Source organism: Kribbella sancticallisti, assembly GCF_039530625.1.
Classification (GTDB): Bacteria; Actinomycetota; Actinomycetes; order Propionibacteriales; family Kribbellaceae; genus Kribbella; species Kribbella sancticallisti.
The window spans coordinates 1-20,259 of sequence record NZ_BAAAOS010000014.1 but is presented as its reverse complement, the minus strand read 5'-3'; the positions used below and the strand labels follow the sequence as shown (position 1 = coordinate 20,259).

The window sequence follows — 20,259 nt, the reverse complement described above, 5'->3', positions numbered from 1 at the left end:
ATTGGATGCTGGCCCTCACTTGATACCGGTGTGTGCGACACCGGCGATGATGTGGCGCTGCGCGAGCAGGTACACGATGGCGATCGGCACGATCGAGACGACGGAGCCCGCCATCACGACGTCCCACTGGGTGGTGAACTGGCCCTGCAGGGTGGACAGGCCGAGCGGGAGCGTCATGAACTCCGGCGACCTGATCACCACCAGCGGCCAGAGGAAGCTGTTCCAGCTGCCCATGAAGGCGAACACCGCGACGGTCGCGAGCGCGGGCCGGATCAGTGGCAGCACGATGGTGGTGAAGATGCGCAGATGACCCGCGCCGTCGATGGTGGCCGCCTCGTCCAGTTCCAGCGGTACGGCGGTGACCGCCTGCCGGAGCAGGAACACCCCGAACGCCGACGCGATCGTCGGGGCCAGCAGGGCGAAGTACGTGTCCTGCAGGTTCAGCGTCTTCATCTCGATGAACAGCGGCACGACGAGCACCTGCAGCGGCACCATCAAGGTGGCCAGGTAGAACCCGAACACGACGTTCTTCAGCGGGAAGTGCAACCGGGCGAACCCGTACGCCGCCATCGAGCCGGTGATCAGTTGCAGCAGCGTGGACGCGATCGCGATGCCGAGGGAGTTCAGCATGATCCGCCACATCGGGATCGCGTCGAGCAGCGTCCGGTAGGCGTCCAGGGTGGGATCGTCGACGACCAGTTTCGGGCCGTCGGCCAGCGATCCCTCCGGGGTGATCGAGGTGATCACCGTCCAGAGGAACGGGAACAGCATGATCGCGGCGCCGACCAGGACGGCGGCGTACAGGGCGATCTTGGCGGGGAGCGAGCGGGTGTCACGCATAGTGCACCCACCGGCGCTGGCCGCGGATCTGGACGACGGTGATCACCAGGATGACCGCGAACAGGATCCACGAGAGAGCGGACGCCTCACCGGCGCGCCCGTAGCGGAAGGTCAGGTCGTAGATCTGCCCGACGACCACCTGGCTCGACCCGGCCGGTCCGCCGGCCGTCATCACGTAGACCTGGTCGAAGACCTGGAAACCGTTGATCAGGGAGATCACCACCACGAAGAAGGTCGACGGGGACAACAGCGGCAGCGTGACCCGCCAGAACCGCTGCCAGGCGCTCGAGCCGTCCACCTTCGCCGCCTCGTAGAGGTCCGCGGGGATGGCCTGGAGGCCGGCGAGCAGGATCACCATCACGAAGCCGAGGTCCTTCCAGGCCGACGACAGGATCACCGCCGGCAGCGCCCACTGCGGGTCGGTCCACCAACCCGGCTCGGGCAGGCCGATCGCGCCGAGCATCTGGTTGACCAGGCCGTTCGTGGGGTTGAGCAGCCATTTCCAGACCAGGGCGACGACGACCCAGCTCGTCACCACGGGGAGGAAGTACGTCGCGCGTAGGAAGGAGCGGCCCCTCAGCTTCTGGTTTAGCGCGAGCGCCAGGGCCAGCCCGCCGACGTACACGAGCGGGAGGTAGCCGGCCACGTAGATCAGGGTGTGCAGGAAGACGCGGCGGGTCATCTCGTCGCTGAGCAGGTTGGTGTAGTTGCTGAACCCGACCCACTCCATCGGAGAGATCAGGTTCCACTTGTGCAGACTGACCCAGAGCGAAGAGACCATCGGCACCAGCGTGAAGATGAACAGCGGAATCGCACTGGGCAGCAGGAAGAACAGCACCCACCCGAAGTTCTTCCAGCTGCGCGGACGTCGGCGGACCGAGCCCGCTCGCACCGTCCGGTGCTGGGCTGGGCGGTCCTGGGCAGCGTCCGCCGTCGCCTCGGCGGTCTTCACCGGCTCGACCTCCACCTTGTTCATCGGGTGCCCATTCGGGCGCGGACCAGGCGGCTTTGTTCGCCGCCGTTGCCGGCTGAGTCGAACGGGGACGTCAGCACCAGCGACGCGGCCCCGCGGGCCCACTGGTCCTCCGTCCACGGCTCCACCACGACCGGCACCTCTCGGCGGGCCGGCAGCAACGATCGCCGGAACGACGGCTCGAAGCCGGTCTGCCAGAACTCCCATCCGTCAACTCCCTCACCCATCAGTACGACCACCTCGGGGTCGACGGTGTGGATCACGCCGGCCAGTGCCCGTCCGAGCATCCCGCCGGCCTCAGCGAAGATCATCCGTGCCGTACTGTCGCCAGTGGTTGCCGCGCGCAACAAGGTGGGCAACGTGCCGCGCGGCCCGATCACCTTCCGGGCGCGGGCGGTGCGGACGATGCCCGCGGCCCCGATGTACGCCTCCAGGCAGCCGGTCGAACCGCAGGTGCAGGGCGGCAGGTCGGTGTCGTCGGCGGCCCAGACCGGAATGTGCCCGATCTCCCCGGCACCGCCGTTGGCACCGCGGTAGATGCCGCCGTCGACGACGATGCCGCAGCCGATCCCGCGCCCGATCGTGACGACCAGGTACGCCGAGTGGGCCCGGCCGATCCCGTAGAGCCGCTCGGCCGCGGCCAGGGTGTTGACGTCGTTGTCGACCAGAACGGGTGTTCCGAGGGCAGCGCGCAGACTCGGCCCGACCTGCGCGGACTGCCAGCCGAGCGTGGGTGCGTCGACGACCCCGGACGCCTGCGAGTCCACCGCCCCCGGTACGCCGACGCCCACCCCGAGCAGGCGGTCGTCGAGTTCGGCGATCTCCTTGGCGAGGATCTGCCCGAGTCGGGGGATCGCGTCGCCGGCGGTCGGGTCGTACCCGTGCTCGGTCGACGAGCGCACGGTCCCGTCCAGTTCGACCGTCACCACGGCGACGTGGTCCGCGGTGACCTTGGCTCCCAGCGCGACCCCCGCATCGGTCACCAGTCCGAGCAACCGGGCCGGCCGTCCGCCCTTGGACGGCACCGACTCCAACTCCTCGACCAGCCCCCGCGCGATCAGGTCCTTGGTCACCTGGGTGACGGTCGCCGGGCTCAACCCGAGCGCCCGGGCGATCTCCGCCCGCGACGTGGGCCCCTGCGTCCCGAGCAACCCGACCACCCCCGAGGGGACCAGATCGCCCCGGGGAATCGGACCTTGGGCGTTGACCACGCGTTTCCTCACTTACTTCAGCACTAAATTTAGTCAGAAACTAAGCCCGCGGCGCCGACCTGTCAAGAGGCCGAACTGTTGACGTGCGCCGGACGGCGGGGTTAGCTTCCGGTCACTTCCTTCGGTGACCTTAGTAAGGGCGGTGGGTAGTGCAGCCGGTCAGAGTCGGTAGCAAGGAACTGATCCGGGAGATCAATTCGTCGCTGGTGCTCGGGGAGCTCCGCGGCGGGCTGGTGTCCCGGACGGAGCTGGCCAAGCGGACCGGGCTGAGCCTGCCGACCGTGTCGGAGATCGTGAGCGAACTGATCCGCACCGGCGTCGTCGAGGAGCGGGAGACCGCGTCCTCCGGGGGCGGCAGGAGGCCCGTGCTGCTCGGGCTGAAGCCCGACGCCGGCTACGTGATCGGGATCAAGCTGACCGAGACCCGTGTCATCGCCGTGCTCACGGACCTCAACGCGGGGATCGTGGAGCGGGCGACGGTGACGGTCACCGAGGACGACGTCGCCACCGTCGTACGGACGGTGGCCGCGGTGGTCAGGAAGCTGTCGGCCAAGGCCGGTCCGGTGTACGGCGTGGGCGTCGGCCTGGCCGGCGTGATCGACCGGGCCAGCGGGGTCGTCCGGCACTCCACGTACTCCGACTGGCACGACGTCGACCTCGCCGGACTGCTGGAGAAGCGCACCGGGTTGCCGGTCGTGGTGGACAACGACGTCAACACACTGGTGGCCAACGAGCAGTGGTTCGGCGCGGGCCGCGGGGTGTCCGACGTCGCGGTGGTCAGCATCGGGCGCGGTGTCGGACTCGGCATGGTGCTCGACGGCCGCCTGTACCGCGGTGCCGGTGGTGGCGCGGGCGAGTTCGGCCACACCAAGGTCGCCGCCGACGGCCCGCCGTGTGCGTGTGGCGGTCGGGGCTGCCTGGAAACGTTCATCGGCGAACCCGCCATCCTGGAGAACACGAGCACGTCCTCCATCGAGCAAGCGATGGACCTGGCCCGCGGCGGCGACGAGGCCGCCCGGGCCGTCTTCGATCAAGTCGGCCGGACGCTGGGGACGGCCGTCGGCAATCTGGTCAACCTGTTGAACCCGAAGCTGATCGTTCTCGCCGGGGAGGGGACGCGGGCGGGCGAACTGCTGCTGCCCGGCTTCGACGACGCCCTCCGCCGGGCCGTGTTCGACGGACTCCAGCAGGATCTGGAGGTCGTCGTGGACGACTGGGACGACGAAGCCTGGGCGCAAGGCGCCGCAGGCCTGTTCCTGGCCGAGCTGTTCCAGCCCAATCTCCGCCCGGACGAAGCCAACCGCCCGTCACTCACCACCCGCTCCGCCTGATCAGTCCGCTCCGCCTGACCACCCGCCGCCTGACCACCCGCCGCCTGAACACCCGCTCCGTCTGACCACCCAGCTCTGTCGTTTCTTCCCGTGCCGGCGTTCAGCCGGAGAAGTGAGGCTGTCGATGCAACACGCCCTGATGCCGCGAAGGAGGCTGATCGCCGCGATCCTGGTGTTCGCAGCGGTCCTCTTCCAGTTCACCCCCACGCCCGCCTACGCCGGCACGCTGACCGGCGTCTTCCACGCCCCGTACGGCGCCGACGAGCTCTACAACACCGCCCCGACCGAGCGGGCACCCCGCGATCCGATGGCCGGTCAGGCCGTCCAGGTCAAGGCGACCACCTGGCCGATCTCACCCGGTCAGACGGTCTGGATCACCTGGACCAAGAACGGCGTGAACCAGACACCGGTCGGTGCCGCTTTCGACTACAACAGCGGCAACAACACCTACTGGAAGGTTGCCCTCGGCACCTTCGCGCGCGGTGACAAGATCACGTACACGGTCAACGCGGACGTCGACGGCGCCAACCAGAAGACGACCGGCCCGTTCTCCTTCGCGGTCACCAGCTTCTCCGGTACGGGCAACGTCTCCGGCTTCGTCAACAACGGCACCAGCGTCGATGTCACCACCGGGGACACCGCGGGCAGCTTCACCCCGAAGGTGCGGTTCGCCTTCCCCGCGACCGACCGGTTCCACGTCCAGGTCGCTCCCACCGGCAGCGGCCTCAACATCAGTGGCTCCTCGGCGTACACGGTGACCGACAGCCCGACCACTCTGCAGCTCGCCACCCCGAAGGTGGTCGTGAAGATCCAGAAGACCCCGTACCGCGTCGCCGTTTACAAGGGCGACGGCACCACCCTGATCGCGCGCCAGTACGACCCTGCCACCTTCCGCAACACCGGCTGGGCCAGCGACGGCAGTACGACGGTCACCAAGGTCGAGGACCACTGGCTCTCACCGGCGGCCGAGCGCTTCGAAGGACTCGGCGAGCGGTACGACGCGTTGAACCAGCGCGGCAAGGACGTCCACAACTACGTCTACAACCAGTACCAGGATCAGGGCCCGACGGCTCGGACCTACCTCAGCGTCCCGTTCTTCACGAACTCCGCCGGCTACGGCATCTACGTCCCCAGCACCCGGTACTCCGTGTTCAACTTCGGCACGCACCTCAGTGACATGGCCGGGTTCACCGTGGACACCAGCGGCGCGCTCAACTCGACGGTCGACTACCACTTCTTCACCGGGACCAGGGCCGAGATCCTCGACCAGTACACGGCGATCACCGCCAGGCCGAAGCTGCCGCCGAAGTGGTCCTTCGGGCTGTGGATGTCCGCGAACGAGTGGAACACCCAGACCGAGGTGAACGCCGAACTGGCCAACGTGACGTCGAACAACATCCCGCACAGCGCGATGGTGCTCGAGCAGTGGGCGGACGAGGCGACCTTCTACCTGTGGCACGGCGCGACGTACACGCCGAAGCCGGGCAGCCAGGCGCTCGCGTACAGCGACCTGACCTTCCCCGCGGGCACGGCCTGGAGCAATCCGAAGGCGATGGTCACCGCGGCGCACAACCAGAACATCAAGATGATCCTCTGGCAGATCCCGGTGCTGAAACAGGACTTCGACTCCAATCCACCGACAGCTCCGCAGCAGCACGTCAACGACCGCGACTATGCCGTTGCCCAGGGCTATGTCCTCGGCGATGGTGCCGGCGGCCCCTACCGGATCCCGTCCGGCCAGTGGTTCGGCAACAGCACCGTGCCCGACTTCACCAAGACGGCGGCCACCAACTGGTGGATGAGCAAGCGTTCCTACCTGTTCGACGACGTCGGCATCGACGGCTTCAAGACCGACGGCAGCGAGGCGGTCTTCGGCCGCAACGTGACCAGCGGCAGCGGCCGCAAGGGCGACGAACTGCACAACGCCTACCCGAACGAGTACACCCGGGCCTACAAGGACTTCGTCGAGACGAAGACCGGCACCCAGGGCGTGCTGTTCAGCCGCGGCGGTACCGCGGGCGCCCAGGCCAACTCGATCTTCTGGGCCGGCGACCAGGCGTCCACCTTCGACGCCTTCCAGCAGGCGGTTCGCGCAGGTCAGAGCGCCGGCCAGTCAGGCATCCCGTTCTGGTCCTGGGACATGGCCGGGTTCACCGGCACCTTCCCGAGCAGCGAGCTCTACCTCCGCTCGGCGGCGCAGGCCACCTTCTCGCCGATCATGCAGTACCACTCGGAGAAGTCGAACCCCGGCGTCTCCGAGGCGCGGACCCCGTGGAACGTCCAGGCTCGCAGCGGTGACGCCACGGTGATTCCGAAGTTCCGTAAGTTCGCCAACACCCGGATGAACCTGATCCCGTACCTCTACACGGAGGCCAAGAACGCCTCCACCACGGGTCTTCCGATGATGCAGGCGATGAGCGTCGCCTACCCGGGTGACGCGACAGCGGCGGCTCAGGACCAGCAGTACATGTTCGGCCGGCAGTTGCTGGTGGCACCGATCACCACGCAGGGTGCGACCAGCAAGAACGTCTACCTGCCCGCGGGCGAGTGGTACGACTTCTGGAACGGCGGTCGTGCGCAGGGCGCCGGTACGAAGGTCTACAACGCCGACACCAGCACCATCCCCGTCTACGCCAAGGCCGGCGCGATCGTCCCGCTCAACCTCAACGCGAACTACGAGCTGGGCGGAAACATCGGCAACAGCGTCGACACCTACACGAACCTGGCGTTCCGCATCTACCCATCCGGGACGACGAGCTACGGGTATTTCGAGGACTCGGCGAACCAGACCCGGACGGTCACGTCCACCGAGAACTTCGCCGCCCACCAGGTGACCGTCAGCGTTCCGCCGCTGGCCACCAAGAGCACGCTCCAGGTGGCGTCGAGCAAGCCGACCTCGGTGACGAAGAGCGGCTCGGCCATGACGGCGCACGCCACGCTCGCCGCTCTGCAGGCAGCCGCCGAGGGATGGTACTGGGATCCGGTCCAGCAGCTCACGCTGGTCAAGACCGCGTCCAGCGCGACGGCGCGGAGCGTAGTACTGAATGGTGTCGACAAGGCCGCTTATGAGGCCGAGTTCGGCAGCAACACCGGTACGACGACCAACACCAACCACCCGGGGTACACCGGCACCGGCTTCGTCGACGGGTTCGAGACGGCAGGGGACTCCGTCCAGGTCGACACGAACGCCGGTGTCACCGGCAGCCACGTCATCAAGCTCCGCTACTCCAACGGCGCGGCGACTGCCGCGACCAGGACCATCCAAGTGGACGGGGTGAACGTCGGCTCGGTCAATCTGCCGAGCACGGGCAACTGGGACACCTGGGGGACCGCGACTCTCACGACCAACCTCACCGCCGGTAAACGTGTGGTGAAAGTGGTCTACGGCACCGGCGGGATCAACCTCGACAACATCACGGTGGCCCGCCCATGAACAAGGGAAAGAACATCCCCTCGCTTCGCTCGGGGGTTGGGAGGGGTATGAACACCACCTCGCTTCGCTCGGGGGTTGGGAGGAGTAGGGCGGCCCTCGTGCGGCTGATGGCGCTGGTGATGGTGCTGCCGTTGCTGGTGGCCCTGCCTGCGCAGACGGCTCAAGCGGTGGTGCAACGAGTTCAGTTCACTGCCGGAGGCAACTATCTGGTGGTTGAGTTCCTGGACGACGACCTGGTCCACTTCGAAATGGGAGCGGGGGCCGGGCCGGGCACGGGCTCGCCGATCTTCACCACCACCCAGATCGCCAAGACCAACTACCCGGGCCCGACCAGCCTCAACCAGAGCGGCGGCGTACTGACGACCCCCGGCCTCAAGGTGGACGTCAACACGTCCAACCTCTGCGCCACGATCTACGACACCACCCGCGTCCCGCAGTTGCTGCTCAACACGACCTGCCCGCGCAACCTCAGCCAGGCCTGGAAGGGCCTCAGCTTCACCAAGTCCTCCATGCAGAACGCCTACGGACTCGGCGAACAGTTCTTCATGGGCGGCAGCGCCGACGGCGACTGGGTGGGACGGCAGCGCACGGGTGGCAGCTACGGCAACGCGATGCTCTACGACACGGACAACGGCCCGGTCGGCAACGCGCAGATCCCGGTGCTGTTCGCGGTCGGCGCGAACACCACGAACTACGGGATGTTCGTCGACCAGGTCTACAAGCAGCAGTGGAACCTGACCGGCGATCCCTGGACGATGGACACCTTCGGCGACCAGTTGCGCTGGTACGTGATGTCGGGACCGGACCTGCCCGATCTGCGCAAGGACTACCTGGAGCTGACCGGCCGGCCGCCGGTGCCGCCGAAGAAGGCGTTCGGCCTGTGGATGTCGGAGTACGGCTACGACAACTGGTCCGAGATCGACAGCACGCTGAACGGGCTGCGGGCGAACAAGTTCCCGACCGACGGCGTGATGCTCGACGTGAACTGGTTCGGCGGCGTCACCGCGGGCTCGGACAACACCCGGATGGGCACGCTGGAGTGGGACCCGGTCAACTTCCCGAGTCCGGCGACCAAGCTGGCGGCGTACAAGAACACCAACGGCGTCGGGGTGATGACGATCGAGGAGTCGTACATCGGGAAGAACCTGCCCGAGCACTCGAGCATGGCGGCGAGTGGCTACCTGATCCGGGCCGGCTGCTCGAGCTGCAGCCCGGCGTACCTGACGGGGAACGACTGGTGGGGTCGCGGCGGCATGATCGACTGGACCCAGCCGGCCGCGAGCGCGCAGTGGCACAACGGCCAGCGCCAGCCCCTGGTCAACGACGGAGTGATGGGTCACTGGCTCGACCTCGGCGAGCCCGAGATGTACGACGCCAACGACTGGACCGCGGGGCTCCTCCCCGGCAAGCACGCGCACTCCGACTACCACAACCTCTACAACCTCGAGTGGGCCCGCGGGATCGCCAAGGGCTACACGGACAACGCGGTGCAGCAACGACCGTTCATGCTCGCCCGGTCGGCCGCCGGTGGCATCCAGCGCACCGGTACGGCGATGTGGTCCGGCGACATCGGGTCGAAGCTCACGGCGCTCGCGTCGCAGCAGAACGTCCAGCTGCACATGTCGATGTCCGGCATCGACTACTTCGGCTCCGACATCGGCGGCTTCCGGCGGGAGATGCTCAACACCGACCTGAACGAGCTCTACACCCAGTGGTTCGCGAACTCGTCCTGGTTCGACGTACCGATCCGCCCGCACACCGAGAACCTCTGCAACTGCGCGGAGACCTCGCCGGACTCGATCGGCGACGTGCCGAGCAACCTGGCGAACCTGCGGCAGCGGTACGAGCTCACGCCGTACTACTACTCGCTCGCGCACCGCGCCCACACCACCGGCGAACCGCTGATCCCGCCGCTGGTCTACCAGTACCAGAACGACCCGAACGTTCGGGAGGTCGGCCACGAGAAGCTGATCGGCAAGGACCTGCTGGTCGGCGTCGCGGCCGGGGCGAACCAGCGCAAGCGGGACGTCTACCTGCCGGCCGGGACCTGGTACGACTACTACACGAACACCAAGACGGTCAGCACCGGCCAGACCCTGACCGACGTGCCGCTGTGGCGCAACGGCAAGTTCCAGCTGCCCGCCTACGCCCGCGGCGGCGCGATCATCCCGAAGATGTTCGTCGACGACCAGACGATGAACGTGGTCGGCAAACGAGCCGACGGTACGTCGCGCAACGAGTTGGTGGCCCGGGTCTACTCGGACACCACCGCGTCGTCGTTCACGCTGGCCGAGGACGACGGGTCGACCGTCGGGTACCAGACCGGCGCCAAGCGGACCACGAACCTGACCCAGTCCCGATCCGGCAGCACCGCCACGGTCGGCATCGCGGCCTCGTCGGGGACCTACACCGGTGCGCCGTCGAGCCGCCAGAACGTGGTCGAGCTGGTGGCGGACACCCAGGCCTCGGCCGTCACGCTCAACGGGACCGCACTCACGCAGTACGCGAACAAGGCGGCCTTCGACGCGGCGGCGAGCGGCTGGTACAACGCGGGCGGCAACCTGGTCGTTGCCAAGTCGGCCGCGCTCGCGACATCCACGGCCAAGTCGTTCGTCTTCACCCTCGGCCAGGCGGTCGTGTCGAAGACGTTCAGCTGCACCAACGGCACCACCACGGCCGGCCAGTCCGTGTACGTCGTGGGCAGCGCGCCGCAGCTGGGCGGGTGGTCCGTGGCGAGCGCGGTGAAGCTCTCGCCGACCAGCTACCCGACCTGGACCGGGACGATCAGTAACCTGCCGCCGAGCACAGCCGTTGAGTGGAAGTGCGTCAAGCGGCAAGAGGCGAACTACCCGGCGACGGCCGATCAGTGGGGACCGAATCCGAACGTCCAGTTCACCACCCCCTCGACCGGGTCTGGAGGGACGACGACAGGGACCTTCTGACCTCCTTGGACGACGCGCTCTCCGGTATCCGGAGAGCGCGTTCCGGGTTCTGGACAGTCGTCCAGTTCCTGGCACGGTGATGCCAGTGTCACCGGCTGTCGCGCGCTCTGAGACGATCGTCACGTGCGAGTATGTCCTGAGTAAGGACTGTGTGAAGATTCGCTGCTGACGGCTCTGCGGATGTGGCCCGACGGGCCGGGAACCGTACCTTCGGAGAGGTGTCAGTCGAAGTCAGGAGTGAGCGAAGTGCAACGGGGCAGTCGGGTCGTGCCGTCGGCATGCCCGCGGAAGCCGGCGTCGGTGCCACGATGACGGCGGCGAACAAGATTCTGAGCATCGCCGGGGTGGCTCTGCTGCTCGGCGGTGTCCTTCTCGGCTTCCGGTCGGTGGCGGCCGCGGGGATGGATTGTGGTTCGGTCTTCCAGCCGGCCGGCGGCATCACGCCGATGGCCTGCGATGGCCGGCTGAGCAACTCCAGCACCCTGGTCATCCTCGTGATGGTGGCCGGTGCGCTGTGCCTGGCCGCCGCGGTCGCGGTGAAGGTCGTCCACGACCGGGTCCACGCCTGAACCGGTCCAGCTGGGACGGTGTCGCCACGAGCATCCAACCGTTCCACCTCGACGTCCGCCAGGCAGACCTGGACGACCTGCACGCACGGCTCGACCGGGTGCGGTGGCCGGACGAGCTGCCGGGCGTCGGGTGGGCCTACGGGGTTCCGCTGGACTACCTGCGGGAGCTGGTCCGGTACTGGCGCGACGGGTACGACTGGCGGAAGGCCGAGGCCCGGCTCAACGAGTGGGCGCAGTACACCACCATCATCGACGGTGCGACCGTGCACTTCGCGCACCTGCGGTCGCCGGAGCCCGACGCGACTCCGCTGCTCATCACGCACGGCTGGCCGGGCTCGATCGTGGAGTTCCAGCAGGTGGCGGGCCCGTTGACCGCTCCCCGGGCGCACGGTGGCGATCCGGCCGACGCCTTCGATCTCGTGATCCCGAGCATTCCCGGGTTCGGGCTGTCCGGGCCGACGAGGGAGACCGGCTGGGATGGCAAACGAGTCGCCCGGGCCTTCGGCGTACTGATGGAGCGCCTTGGCTACGACCGGTACGGCGTACAGGGTGGTGACTGGGGTGCGTACATCTCGCGGGAGCTCGGGCGGATCCACCCGGACCGCGTGGTCGGAGTACACCTGAACCTGATCCCGGGCGCGGGAGCGACGACGGAGCCGACCGAGGACGAATTGGCGGAGTTGGCGCCTGACGAACGCGAGCGCACGCTGGCCTCGTGGCACCGGTTCCAGGCGTGGGCGAAGGATAGGCAGGGGTATGCCGACCTGCAGTCCACCCGGCCGCAGACCTCGCCTACGCGCTCACGGACTCCCCGGTCGGGCAACTGGCCTGGATCGCGGAGAAGTTCGAGGAGTGGTCGGACGCGCCCGTCGACCGCGACCAACTGCTGACGAACGTGATGCTGTACTGGCTCACCGGTACCGCGGGGTCGGCCGCGCGGATCTACTACGAGCGCGCGCACGCCGACTACTGGGGCGATCCGATCGAGCCGTCCGGCACCCCGACCGCCCTCGCGGATTTCGCCGCGGAGAACTTCATCCCGCTGCGGCATATCGCCGAACGGACGAACAACATCGTGCGCTGGACGCACTATCCGCGCGGCGGGCATTTCGCCGCGATGGAATTACCGGAACTGCTCGTCGCCGATATTCGAGCATTCTTCGGTCAGCTGCCCGGCTGAGCGGCGCGGATCACAGGGTCTTCCCGCATCCCCTGCCTGCCAAGCGTATTCGCCGGGTAACTGCAACCCCTTGAGGTCGTGACAATTCGGCAGATCGTGCCCAGACTGGCGATGACGGCTTTCAGGGTCGCCGCGGGACTTCCGATCCCCGGCGAGCCGCCGGAAGGTGTCGTAGGGGGGAGTTCGGTGGTGATCCGGGTATTGCTTGGACACCGCGGCAAAATGCTGAGGGGCGCCTTGGCCGCGGTGTTGTCCAAAGAGAGTGATCTCCGCGTGGTGGCCGAGGTCGACGACGCGGACCAACTGCTGACCGCGGTCGCCCTCGAGCGCCCGGACGTGCTCGTGCTCGAGTCGAGGATGCCGGCTGAGGTCGGGGTCGAACAGGTCTGCCGGCAACGACCGGGGGTGCTGGTCCTGGTGGACCGGCAGGAGTCGGTCGCCACCAGTGTCGCGCTGGTCCGGCTGGCGCCGCGGGTCGGGTTGATCGCGACCGACGCGTCCCCGGACGAGTTGGTGGTGGCGGTCCGGGAGATCGCGCACGGCCGGCCGGTGCTCGACCTGGAGTTGGCGATGGCCGCGCTGCGGGCCGAGCAGAATCCGCTCACCGATCGGGAGCGGGAGGTGCTGCGGTTGGTCGCCACCGGCGCCACAGCGCAGGAGATCGCGCACAAGTTGTGTCTGAGCGCGGGGACGGTGCGCAACTACCTGTCGCACATCCTGGCCAAGACCGAGTCGCGGAGCCGGATCGAGGCGATCCGCAAGGCGGAGGAGGCCGGCTGGATCTGACGGCAGCCGCAGCCGCCGCCAGATCCGGCCAATCACTGAGGTCTGAGTACCTCAGTGGCAGAGCAGCAGGCTGATGTTGCTTGGACGGGCCGAGCCGCAGCCGAGCACGGTCAGCGTGCTGCCGCCGCCGTTGTGTCCGCCGCCGCCGGTCGGAATTTCGAGCCCCTGCAGGTCGAGCAGTGCCATCGTGACCATCTCCTTGCGATTCGTCGGGACCGTTACCGGCCACATCGTGGTCTTCGAGGGGTGCCGCGGCGTAGTGGGTGACGTCATGTCTCGACCGTGAAAAACGCAGTGGTTGACCGATGCGTAGGTACCGGCCCCTCGCCGGCCGCGAACGGGCTCCGGGCACGGTTGCTGTCAGCAATCATTAAGGTTGCCGGCGGCACCGGCGATCCTGGTGACCAGCTCGGTGACGAGTCCGGCGCTGGTGCCGAAGTTGAGACGGACGAAGCCGGTGCTGTCCGGATCGTAGTCGCGGCCGGACCCCAGGGCCACTTTCGCCTTGTGTAGAAGGGCTTTCTCGGGCTCGTCGCCGAGGCCGAGCCGACTCAGATCGAGCCACGCGAGGTACGTCGCCTGCGGCGGTTTCCACCCGACCTGGGGAAGTTCGGTGGCGAGCAGGTCGATCAGCAGCGAGCGGTTCGCGTCCAGTTGCCGGATCAGCGCATCGAGCCAGGCGTCACCCTCCGCGAACGCCGCTTCGGCGGCGATCACGCCGAGTAGCCCCACTTGCTCGGCGGTGAAGGGCAGGCGGCGGACGACGTCCTGGGCGCGGTCGGAGGCCGTCACCATCAGCGCGGCCTTCAGCCCGGCCAGGTTGAACGCCTTCGACGCCGAGGTCAACGAGATCCCGCACTCCCGAGCGGCGTCGGAGACCTCGAACCAGGGCACGTGCTTGGCTCCGGGGAGCACCAGCGGTGCGTGGATCTCGTCGGCGAGCACCCAGGCGCCGTACTCCGCGCACAGGTCCGCGATCTGCTCGAGCTCTTCCCGCGGCAGCACCCGGCCGGTCGGGTTGTGCGGATTGGCGAGCACGAGCACCTTCAGCCCTGCCCTCAGCTCGCCGGCCAGGCGATCGAGGTCGAACCAGCCGTCCTCGCGCAGGGGAATCAGGACGGTCGTGAACCCGGCGGGCGGGAGTTGTTTCAGGTACGGCGGGTAGCCCGCGGTGGCGAAGGCGACGGAACCACCCGGTGCCAGCACCCGGCACAGCTCGATCAGGCCGATCAGCACCTCCGGGATGAGCGTCAGTTGCTCCGGATCCACCCGCCACCCGAGCCGTCTCTCGGCGAAGCCGGTAAACGCCTGCTTGAGCCGCGCCGGCACCTCGTGGGCATAGCCGAGATCGCTTCTGCTGATCGCGTCGTGCAGCACCTTCGCTATCGGTTCGGCCAGCACGAAGTCCATCTCGGCGACCGTCGCACCGATCACGCCCGGCTCGTACCCCGACCACTTCTCGCTCCGCCGCCGCTGCAACTGCGCCAGTTCCGGTACGAGGAGATCAACCATGCCGCGTCTCCTCGACCTCGATTCTTCCGTTGTCCACCAGCCAGGCGACCGCTTCCAGGGTCGCCTCGAGAGCGGAGTACCCAGGACGGAAGCCGAGCAACCTGGCCGCCTTCTCCATCGAGCAGTGCGGGCTGTGCGCGATGTGGTCCCAGGTCACCGCCGCCTCGGTCTCGGAGACGGTCTCCCGCCACTGGTCCCAGGGGAGGAAGCTCAGCCTGGGCTCCCGGCCGAACCACCGGGCCACGCCCTCGGCGTACCCGCGCAGCGTCATCGCTCCATCGGCGACGGCGTGGAAACTCTCGCCGACCGCGACGGACCGGTTCGCCATCGCGGCCAGGAAGACACCGGCGACGTCGGCGGCGTGCACGTGCTGGACCGTTTCCAGGCCGAGGTTCGGCAGCGCGAGTTCGTTGCCCCGAGCAAGAGCTTCGAAGGTGCCGGGGTTCAGGTGCCCGGCCGGATTGACCGGTACCCAGCCCGGTCCGGTGATGTGCCCCGGATGGACGATCGTCGCCGGCAGCCCATCCCGGTTCAGCAGGTAGCGCTCGATCGCGGCCTTGGCGATGCCGTACTCCCCGAACGGTGTGCGCGGTGCGTCCTCCCGGGTCGGGACGGTCGCACTCGGACCGTGCACCCAGATCGTGCCGCAGTGCAGCAGGTGCCGGACCTCACCGCGCAGCGCCTCACCCAACTGGCGCGCGCTGTCCTCGGTGAAGCAGATCAGGTCGATCACCACGTCCGCCCGGAGTTCCCGGACCCGCTGCCCGAAGGTGCCGGCCGCGTCCTCCGCATCCCGGTCCACCGACTGTACTTCGACCTGCCCCCATGCCCGGCTGGCCCGATAGGGCTCTCGCTTGCCGCGGCTGAGAACGACCACCTCATGGCCGGCCAGCACGAGGGCCGGGACCAGGTAGCTGCCGATATGTCCGGTACCGCCGATAACGACTGTGCGCATGTCCTTCACACTAAGGGCATGGGTTTCACCGGGTTCCCGACGGCCGCGCTGGATTTCTACGACGATCTCGAGATGGACAACACCAAGACCTTCTGGACGGCGAACAAACACGTCTACGAAGAGTCGGTGAAGGCGCCGATGACGGCGTTGCTGGCCGAACTGGAAGAGGAGTTCGGGCCGGCCAAGATCTTCCGGCCGTACCGCGATGTGCGATTCGCCAAGGACAAGACGCCGTACAAGACGCATCAAGGCGCCTTCATTCCCTGCGGGCCCTCGACCGGGTGGTATGTCCAGATCTCGGCTCCCGGGGTCCGGGTCGGGGCGGGCTTCTACGAGGCGGCGGCCGACCGGCTCGCTCGGGTCCGGACCGCGATCGACGAGGATCGGCGAGGGCGGCAGTTGGAGAAGTTGCTCGGCAAACTCGTCGCCGACGGGTGGACGCTGGGCGGCGACAAGCTCAAGACGACACCGCGCGGGTACGACGTCGGCCATCCGCGGATCGAGTTGCTCCGGCACAAGTCGATGACGCTGGGGAAGTCGTACGGGTTCGAGCCGATCATCCACTCGGCCGACCTGGTCGATCAGGTCCGCCGGGACTGGCGGGCCTGCGTGCCGTTCCTGGACTGGGTCACCGCGAACGCCTGACCACCTGTACTTGCGCAGTACAGGTAGTGGGGGTGGTGCGGGTGGTGCGGGTGGTCAGTTGAAGTCGTGCAGGATGTCGGTGAGGATGTCCCGCGTCTTGCTCGGCGGGGGAGCCGCGACGCACAGCGCTTCCATCGTGGCCGTGTACTGGTCGAGGTCCTCGAGCTTGTCCAGGTAGAGCGCGCTGGTCAGGTGCTCGATGTAGACGATGTCCGGCAGATCCTGCTCGGGGAACCGCAGGATGCTGTACGCGCCGCCGGTGGCCGCGTGACCACCCGACTTGAACGGCATCACCTGCAGCGTGACGTTTGGCATGTGGGTCGCCTCGATCAACGCCTCGAGCTGCAACCGCATCGCCTTCACCCCGCCGATCGGGCGGCGCAGTACGGACTCGTCGACGACCGCCCACAACCGGACCGGGTTCGTCGGCCGGCTCAGGATCTCCTGGCGGTTGACCCGCAGGGAGACCCGGCGCTCGACCTCCTCGGCCGGGATCAGGCCGCGGCCCAGCTGGACGACGGCCCGGACGTACTCCTGCGTCTGCAGCAGGCCGGGGACGAACTGCAGCTCATAGGTACGGATCAGCTGCGCGGCGGCTTCGAGGCCGAGGTAGGAGTGGAACCAGCTGGGCAGCACGTCGCCGAAGCGGTGCCACCAGCCGGGGTTGTTCGCGTCGCGCGCGAGAGCCATCAGCCGCTCGCGCTCTTCACCGTCGTCGAGACCGTAGAGGGTCAGCAGGTCGCGGACGTCGCGTTCCTTGAAGCCGACCCGGCCCAACTCCATCCGGCTGACCTTGGACTCCGACGAGCGGATCTCCCAGCCCGCGTCCGACCGGGTGATCCCGGCCGCCTCACGCATCCGCCGCAGGTGCGCGCCGAGAATGATCCGCAGCGCTGTCGGCCCGCCCTGAGCGCCCGACTCCGTCACACTCACCTCCGACGCCTGTCCGAACCCGATGGCGGGTCTGCCCACCCCGACAAATCATCGCACGCCCGAAGCGTGATCTGTCGAAGTTCTTACATATGTTTCGTGGTGTGGTCCCGGTCCGGCCCGGGACTGGCATCGATTCCCGGAAAACTTACTCTGTGTAGTGGGCTGCCGGTGACGATCCCGGCCGCCCAAGGCGACCGACTCGATGGAAATCGCTTCCCGGTCAACCGAATTCGGCCTTCTGGTGCTCAGATGAGCGGTTCGGACCCGCTCAGACAGCCTTCAGATGGTCACAACTCAAAAACGTGCGGATGCACGTGCATCGGGCGCTTGCATTCGTATCGTGCGACCGCCATGATTGCTTCATGCACAGAAGGTGAGCTGAATCTCGCAAAAAGTGACATCGCGTGATTCAGTCAGCCGGTCCACTGGCCCCCGTCGGCGCGGTTTCGCCGGCACGACTGGTTGGGGAACCCGAGTCGATGAGTAACGACGACACCGAGTCCTTCGAGTTCGCCGCCCGCCCCTCCGGGGAGCGCGCGCCCGACGAGTTGACCGAGCGGGAGATCCAGGAACTGGTGGCGCGCTGCCCCGAGCAGCAGCGCTGGGCCTTCGAGGGCTGGCTTCGCGGCGAACGCCTGTTGGACGGCGATCCGATCGTGAGCCTGGGATGACCACCGACCGAGCAGGAGGCCGAAAAATGGTGCGGATCTGGTTGGGCGACCACCTGATCGCAGAGTACGTCGCGGAGCCTGACCGGGCCTCGCGCTACCAGCGGGTGATGACGCCCAAGTTCACCGGTCTGCGAATCACCGTGGACGGAACGGCGACCGCGGGAGCCTCAGAGCTTCCCAGCGAACAACTCTGGCCGCTCACCGTCCAGTAGTAATAGAGCGGTCTGCTGCGCCGGTAAGAGCAGTAGCTGCCGAGCACCACCGAGGCCGGCCTTCATGCCCGAAGGTCGGCCTTTGTCGTACCCGCACGCGTGTGGTGTCCGCGTGCCTCAGTCGCGTGTGCCGCGTGCGCCGCGTGCCTCGCCGTCCGCGGCGGCGGGCGCCGGGACGTTAAGAGGCCCCTTCACCACTCGCCTGGTGAAGGGGCCTCTTGCTTCCGGATTGCTCTAGGCGAGGTCGTCGAACTCGCCGTCGTGGACGCCCCCGAGGAACGCCTCGATCTCGGCCTTGGTGAAGACCAGCGCCGGTCCATCCGTGTGACGCGAGTTCCGCATCGCCACGCCGCCGCCAGGAAGCTTCGCTACCTCTACGCAGTTGCCGTTCGGGCCACTCCGCTGACTCTTCCGCCAGGTCAGCTCGCTCATCGCGTCGCCGGGCATGCCGTTGTAGACAGCAGTCATCAGCTGCACCTTCCGTACGTCTTTGGCATATGCACGTGCATTTGGGCTTGCATTTGCATCGTACACGTTTGCAGCCCGTGTGTCCGGTTCATTACGGAGCGTCGTCAAACGCCCGTTTTCTTCCGCCTGCGAGTAGCTCCCGGTGACCGATCGCGGCGCCGATCGGCCGCGTCCGCTGCCCGCACGCCGCAGGTGCGCCGGCGGCCGCACCGCTCGGCGCGAGGGCCCGCCCCGACTGCCCGTGCCGACCGCCTGGCCGGGATGCGCAAGGTGCCTGGAAGGCGGCGCTTCGGGCCGGTCTGTTGAGGGGTTAGGTAAAGACAAGGAGGGGAAGATCAACCCGGAATCCACCCGCTATGTCAGGACGTACGGGCGTAACCCGGACAGGCCTTGCGTAGTTGAGAGATCAGGCAGCGTGCGGCCTTTGTTAAATCGGTTCGCGGACACTCCCGTAAGCGCCGAACCAGGCTGCCAGTGGTATGTAGATGCACTACGATGGCGGCAACGATTCCCTACAACACAAAGGCTGCGCCGATGGCGACTCCCGACGGCCCGGATGCTCCTCCGGAGTTCGACACCTCCCAACCGACCATCGCCCGCGTCTATGACGCGCTGCTCGGTGGCAAGGACAATTTCGCCGCCGACCGCGAGGGCGCGGCGCTCTACCTGAAGTACGTTCCGGACGCCGGTCGCTGCGCGATCGAGAACCGGGAGGCCCTGGTCAAGGGCGTGCAGTATCTGGTCCGGGCTGCGGGGATCGACCAGTTCCTCGACATCGGCAGCGGCCTGCCGACCCAGAAGAACACCCACCAGGCGGCGCAGGAGATCAACCCTGAAGCCAAGGTGGCCTACGTCGACAACGACCCGATCGTGCTCGCGCACGGCCGCGCGTTGCTGGCGACGAACAACAGCACCATCGTGGTCACGGCGGATCTGCGCGAGCCGCAGGGCATCCTGGAGAACAAGGAGATCCAGGCGCACCTGGACTTCAGCCGGCCGATCGCGCTGATGATCGTCGGCATCCACATGCACTTCCACGACGACGAGAAGCCGGACGAGTGGGTCCGCACCATCATGGACAGGCTCGCCCCGGGCAGCTATCTCTTCATCACCGACTTCGTCGACACCGGCGAGCCGCTGCAGAAGGGGATGGAGCAGGCCGGCCTGGAGAGTCTGGGCAACGGCTGGATCCGGACCCCGGAGCGGATCGAGCAGCACTTCCTCGGTCTGCCGCTGATTCCGCCGGGGCTGGACTTCCTGGCGCGGTGGTTCCCGGAGGACCCGGAAGCAGATGTTCCGGACGTCGACGAACTGCAGCCGTACCAGCGGATCCTGATGGCGGGAATCGCGAAGAAGGGCTGATCCCCGGAGTCGTTCACCACTAGCGCGCGTCCCGCAGAGCGGGGCGCGCGCTTTGTTGTTTCTTCGCCGGGAGGTTGTGGGCGGGTGGTCCGTGGGTGTGCGGCTGAGGACGCGAGCAAGCTCGCAGGTGTGGTGGGGGTAGCGGTGCGTCGGTGCGTCGGTGCGTCGGTGCGTCGGGGTGGGGGCGGTGGGTTGGACGGGGTGGGTTGGGCGGTGGGTTGGACGGGGTGGGTTGG

19 protein-coding genes are annotated in these 20,259 nt (G+C 67.6%); 11 read left to right on the top strand and 8 right to left on the bottom strand.

The genetic code is table 11. The features are described from left to right. Positions 1 to 15: 15 nt before the first annotated feature. Genes ABD255_RS07475 through ABD255_RS07465 form a run of 3 tightly spaced genes read right to left on the bottom strand, consistent with a single transcriptional unit; the run spans position 16 to position 3,036 of the window. The gene (locus tag ABD255_RS07475) at positions 16 to 840 is read right to left on the bottom strand and encodes a carbohydrate ABC transporter permease (RefSeq protein WP_344211219.1); all 825 of its coding nucleotides are present in this window, start codon (positions 838 to 840) and stop codon (positions 16 to 18) included. Further along, on the bottom strand, positions 833 to 1,816 hold the full coding sequence (locus ABD255_RS07470; RefSeq protein ID WP_344211217.1) for a carbohydrate ABC transporter permease: 984 nt from the start codon (positions 1,814 to 1,816) through the stop codon (positions 833 to 835). Before ABD255_RS07470 ends, ABD255_RS07475 begins: the two co-directional genes overlap by 8 nt. Beyond that, positions 1,813 to 3,036, bottom strand: a complete 1,224-nt coding sequence (locus ABD255_RS07465; RefSeq protein ID WP_344211215.1) for an ROK family protein — start codon at positions 3,034 to 3,036, stop codon at positions 1,813 to 1,815. Before ABD255_RS07465 ends, ABD255_RS07470 begins: the two co-directional genes overlap by 4 nt. Before the next feature lie 137 nt (positions 3,037 to 3,173). On the opposite strand from ABD255_RS07465, the gene ABD255_RS07460 reads away from it, so the two are divergent. From ABD255_RS07460 to ABD255_RS07430, 7 genes are all read left to right on the top strand, one after another. Further along, positions 3,174 to 4,355, top strand: coding sequence for an ROK family protein (locus tag ABD255_RS07460; RefSeq protein WP_344211214.1), 1,182 nt, complete (start codon positions 3,174 to 3,176; stop codon positions 4,353 to 4,355). A gap of 124 nt (positions 4,356 to 4,479) precedes the next feature. After that, positions 4,480 to 7,788 carry a TIM-barrel domain-containing protein gene (locus ABD255_RS07455; RefSeq protein ID WP_344211213.1) on the top strand — a complete coding sequence of 1,103 codons (3,309 nt, stop codon included), beginning with the start codon at positions 4,480 to 4,482 and terminating at the stop codon, positions 7,786 to 7,788. 107 nt (positions 7,789 to 7,895) lie between these two features. Continuing rightward, entirely contained in the window at positions 7,896 to 10,730 is a 2,835-nt protein-coding gene (locus ABD255_RS07450; RefSeq protein WP_344211267.1) for a TIM-barrel domain-containing protein, read from the top strand. Positions 10,731 to 11,008: 278 nt separating this feature from the next. Then, a complete protein-coding gene (locus ABD255_RS07445) occupies positions 11,009 to 11,299 on the top strand; it encodes a hypothetical protein (protein WP_344211211.1) in 291 nt (96 codons plus the stop codon). Further along, positions 11,245 to 12,189, top strand: coding sequence for an epoxide hydrolase family protein (locus tag ABD255_RS07440; protein WP_344211209.1), 945 nt, complete (start codon positions 11,245 to 11,247; stop codon positions 12,187 to 12,189). Before ABD255_RS07445 ends, ABD255_RS07440 begins: the two co-directional genes overlap by 55 nt. 5 nt (positions 12,190 to 12,194) lie before the next feature. Then, the gene (locus tag ABD255_RS07435; protein WP_344211207.1) at positions 12,195 to 12,479 is read left to right on the top strand and encodes an alpha/beta fold hydrolase family protein; all 285 of its coding nucleotides are present in this window, start codon (positions 12,195 to 12,197) and stop codon (positions 12,477 to 12,479) included. 111 nt (positions 12,480 to 12,590) lie between these two features. Then, a complete protein-coding gene (locus ABD255_RS07430; RefSeq protein WP_344211205.1) occupies positions 12,591 to 13,265 on the top strand; it encodes a response regulator transcription factor in 675 nt (224 codons plus the stop codon). A 51-nt stretch (positions 13,266 to 13,316) separates the two neighbouring features. Here ABD255_RS07430 and ABD255_RS07425 read toward each other — a convergent pair whose 3' ends face one another. The 3 genes from ABD255_RS07425 to ABD255_RS07415 all read right to left on the bottom strand — a co-directional run bounded on the left by ABD255_RS07425 (position 13,317) and on the right by ABD255_RS07415 (position 15,732). Next, positions 13,317 to 13,538 carry a SapB/AmfS family lanthipeptide gene (locus ABD255_RS07425; protein WP_344211203.1) on the bottom strand — a complete coding sequence of 74 codons (222 nt, stop codon included), beginning with the start codon at positions 13,536 to 13,538 and terminating at the stop codon, positions 13,317 to 13,319. 87 nt (positions 13,539 to 13,625) lie between these two features. After that, the gene (locus ABD255_RS07420) at positions 13,626 to 14,777 is read right to left on the bottom strand and encodes a MalY/PatB family protein (RefSeq protein ID WP_344211201.1); all 1,152 of its coding nucleotides are present in this window, start codon (positions 14,775 to 14,777) and stop codon (positions 13,626 to 13,628) included. Then, complete coding sequence (locus ABD255_RS07415; protein ID WP_344211199.1) at positions 14,770 to 15,732, bottom strand: NAD-dependent epimerase/dehydratase family protein; 963 nt, start codon at positions 15,730 to 15,732, stop codon at positions 14,770 to 14,772. Before ABD255_RS07415 ends, ABD255_RS07420 begins: the two co-directional genes overlap by 8 nt. 18 nt (positions 15,733 to 15,750) lie before the next feature. Here ABD255_RS07415 and ABD255_RS07410 point away from each other — a divergent pair, with 18 nt between their 5' ends. Beyond that, on the top strand, positions 15,751 to 16,377 hold the full coding sequence (locus ABD255_RS07410) for a DUF2461 domain-containing protein (protein WP_344211197.1): 627 nt from the start codon (positions 15,751 to 15,753) through the stop codon (positions 16,375 to 16,377). A 54-nt stretch (positions 16,378 to 16,431) separates the two neighbouring features. On the opposite strand, the gene ABD255_RS07405 is transcribed toward ABD255_RS07410, so the two are convergent. Beyond that, positions 16,432 to 17,304 (bottom strand): helix-turn-helix domain-containing protein, encoded by an 873-nt coding sequence (locus ABD255_RS07405; protein ID WP_344211265.1) that lies wholly within the window; start codon positions 17,302 to 17,304, stop codon positions 16,432 to 16,434. 485 nt (positions 17,305 to 17,789) lie between these two features. On the opposite strand from ABD255_RS07405, the gene ABD255_RS07400 reads away from it, so the two are divergent. Then, on the top strand, positions 17,790 to 17,981 hold the full coding sequence (locus tag ABD255_RS07400) for a hypothetical protein (RefSeq protein WP_344211195.1): 192 nt from the start codon (positions 17,790 to 17,792) through the stop codon (positions 17,979 to 17,981). A gap of 26 nt (positions 17,982 to 18,007) precedes the next feature. After that, on the top strand, positions 18,008 to 18,193 hold the full coding sequence (locus ABD255_RS07395; RefSeq protein ID WP_344211193.1) for a hypothetical protein: 186 nt from the start codon (positions 18,008 to 18,010) through the stop codon (positions 18,191 to 18,193). Between the two features lie 234 nt (positions 18,194 to 18,427). Here the strand turns inward: ABD255_RS07395 and ABD255_RS07390 are convergent, their stop codons facing one another. After that, on the bottom strand, positions 18,428 to 18,661 hold the full coding sequence (locus ABD255_RS07390; protein ID WP_344211191.1) for a DUF397 domain-containing protein: 234 nt from the start codon (positions 18,659 to 18,661) through the stop codon (positions 18,428 to 18,430). 534 nt (positions 18,662 to 19,195) lie between these two features. On the opposite strand from ABD255_RS07390, the gene ABD255_RS07385 reads away from it, so the two are divergent. Beyond that, entirely contained in the window at positions 19,196 to 20,023 is an 828-nt protein-coding gene (locus tag ABD255_RS07385) for an SAM-dependent methyltransferase (protein WP_344211189.1), read from the top strand. Positions 20,024 to 20,259: the final 236 nt, after the last annotated feature.